The organism is Delftia sp. ZNC0008 (assembly GCF_000799035.1).
In the GTDB taxonomy this organism is placed as follows: domain Bacteria; phylum Pseudomonadota; class Gammaproteobacteria; order Burkholderiales; family Burkholderiaceae_C; genus Comamonas; species Comamonas tsuruhatensis.
Window position 1 is genome coordinate 1 of sequence record NZ_JTKZ01000173.1, and the last position, 2,268, is coordinate 2,268.

Annotated in this window: 2 protein-coding genes and 1 pseudogene; 2 read left to right on the plus strand and 1 reads right to left on the minus strand. The window is 69.0% G+C overall.

Features of this window, described 5'->3' with window-relative positions; all coding sequences use genetic code 11:
- Positions 1-336, minus strand: a 336-nt coding sequence (locus L995_RS05740; RefSeq protein ID WP_047470057.1) for a response regulator, incomplete at its 3' end; no start/stop codon positions are given.
- Between the two features lie 265 nt (positions 337-601).
- Here L995_RS05740 and L995_RS05745 point away from each other — a divergent pair.
- Positions 602-1,939: an SPFH domain-containing protein gene (locus tag L995_RS05745; RefSeq protein ID WP_047470060.1), complete on the plus strand. Its 1,338-nt coding sequence runs from the start codon at positions 602-604 to the stop codon at positions 1,937-1,939.
- A 3-nt stretch (positions 1,940-1,942) separates the two neighbouring features.
- A pseudogene (locus L995_RS05750) lies at positions 1,943-2,268 on the plus strand (hypothetical protein); the annotation flags it as partial.

Below are 2,268 nucleotides of genomic sequence, written 5' to 3' on the forward strand. Positions count from 1 at the left end.
CCGCGTCTCGAAGGTGGTCTTTTGCAGGTAGTCCCAGGCGTCCAGCGCTTTCATGATGCTGCGGTAGATGGCGGCCGGCATGGCCGACACCACCAGCACCGGCGTGCCCTGGCCCAGCTTGTTGATGGCGTTGATCAGCGCCACGCCGGCATGGCGCTCGCGGCCCAGCTCGATGTCCAGCACCACGGCGTCGTAGTGCTCGCGCGCCAGGGCGGCCTCGGCCTCGTCGCGCGTGAACCACTGGTCGATCACGATGCCGCTGCGCGCACTGCGTATCCATCCCGCCAACTGGTTGCTGGTGGGCAGGTCGTCTTCGATCACGGCGATACGGGTCATGGGGCTGTGCAGGGGTGGGGTCGGGGAGGCCGCCGTGGCGGTGTTCGCGGGATTATCTCGGCCCTGCGCCGGCCCGGGTGTGAGTTTTTCTTCCAGGGCCGGAGCGTTTGCGCCGCCGGTGTGAGCGCTTTGGTCCGTGCGCTGCGTTGTTGCTTCCGGGGTGGATCCGAACAATCGGTCCTCAATGAGCCACCCCTGTTTCCGGTGCCTCAGAAACAGCCAACAACAGCCAACAACAGCCATCACAGCCGAGAGAGAGAACACCATGAAAGCCACCTGGAACCGCATCATGCAGGCCCTGACGGGTCGCAAGTCCGCCCGCCTGGACGGAGCCGGCCCTGCCGATTCCTCCGAGCCCGCAGCCGACGCCGGCACGCTGCCGGGCAACGCGCCCCGCCGCCAGCCCGTGGACTGGGCAGTCCTGCTGCCCACGGCACGTACCGTGCGCTGGCTGGCCATCGGCGTCGTGGTGGTGGCAGCCGGCCTGGTGGTGGTGCGCAACCCGCCCGTGCAGCACCTGGAGCAGGGCACGCTGGGCGTGCGCCTGAACCAGTTCACGGGCTCCGTCAGCCTGTGGCGCGATGGCAGCGTGTGGGTGGTGCCGGGCCTGCACACGGTGCGCGTGTTCTCCCTGCGCGACCAGAGCTACCGTCCGGAGGCCATGCGCCAGGCCAATGGCAGCGCACCCCTGCAGTCGGTCGAGGGCCTGTCCCTGGGTCTGGACCTGAACGTCCGCTATGCGCTTGATCCCGCATCGCCCGCCGTCAAGGCCGGCAACCTGCCTCTGGACATAGGCGGCGACATCGTGGAGCCCGCCGTGCAGGGCCTGGTCTACAAGGTGTTCGCACGCTACACCGTGCGCGAGATCTTCTCGACCAAGCGTGCCGAGATCGCCCAGATCATGGAAACCGAACTGCGCACGCGCCTGGCGGCCGACGGCGTGACGCTGCGCAGCATCCAGATCGGCAAGGTGGACCTGCCCGCCGAGTACCGCCGCGGCATGGACAGCCTGCTGGCCGAGGAACTGGCCTCCGAGAAGATGCGCTACACGCTGGAGCTCAAGGACAAGCGCGTCAAGGAAACCGAGCTGGACGCCAATGCCGACAAGGTGCGCCGCGAAGTGGCCGCCGAAGCCGCCGCACGCGAGCAGGTGATTGCGGCGCGTGCCCAGGAAGAGGCCATGAAGCATGTGCTGCCCTTCAAGCAGCGCCAGATCGAGCAGCGCCAGCTGGAGGCCGAGGCCGAGCGCGTGGCCCGCGTGAAAGCTGCCGAGGGCAGCGCCCAGGCCCGCCGCATCGAGGCCAATGGCGAAGCCGATGCACGCCAGAAGCTGGCCGAGGCCGAGGCCTTCCGCATGGACCGCCTGGGCAAGGTCAACGCCGAGCAGATGGCGCGCGAAGGTACCCTGGTCACGCGCTACCCGCTGCTCATCCAGAAGACGCTGGCCGACAAGCTCTCGGACAAGATCCAGGTCATCATCGCGCCCCCGCCGACCAATGGCGACTTCATCGGCGCGGCCCTGCTGGGCGGCAGCCGCAATGCACAGGCCGGCGCAGCCTCCGTGGCGGCCGAAGATGCCAACGCAGCCGTTCAGGAGCAATAAGCCATGCTGACCGTATCGACCTTGGCCGCCGCAGCGCTGGCCACCGGCATGGGCAGCGCCATCGTGGTGCAGGACCAGGCCAGCCTGCGCGCCGCGCCGCGCGATGGCGCCCAGCAGCAGGCCAGCCTGTGGCAGGGCGAGGTGCTGGAGATCAGGGGCGAACGCCTGGACTACCTCCAGGTCTGGGACCACAAGCGCGAGCGCGGCGGCTTCATCCGCGCCAGCGATGTGCGCCGTGTGGCCCTGACAGAGGCCGATGCCCCCGCGCTGCTGGCCGTGCTGCGCTTCGTGCAGGACACGCCCGGTGCCGAGGCGCTGGGCATACGCGG

Coding starts and splice junctions, on each gene's coding strand:
- L995_RS05745 (WP_047470060.1), top strand. CDS start 602: ATGAAAGCCACCTGGAACCGCATCATGCAGGCCCTGACGGGTCGCAAG.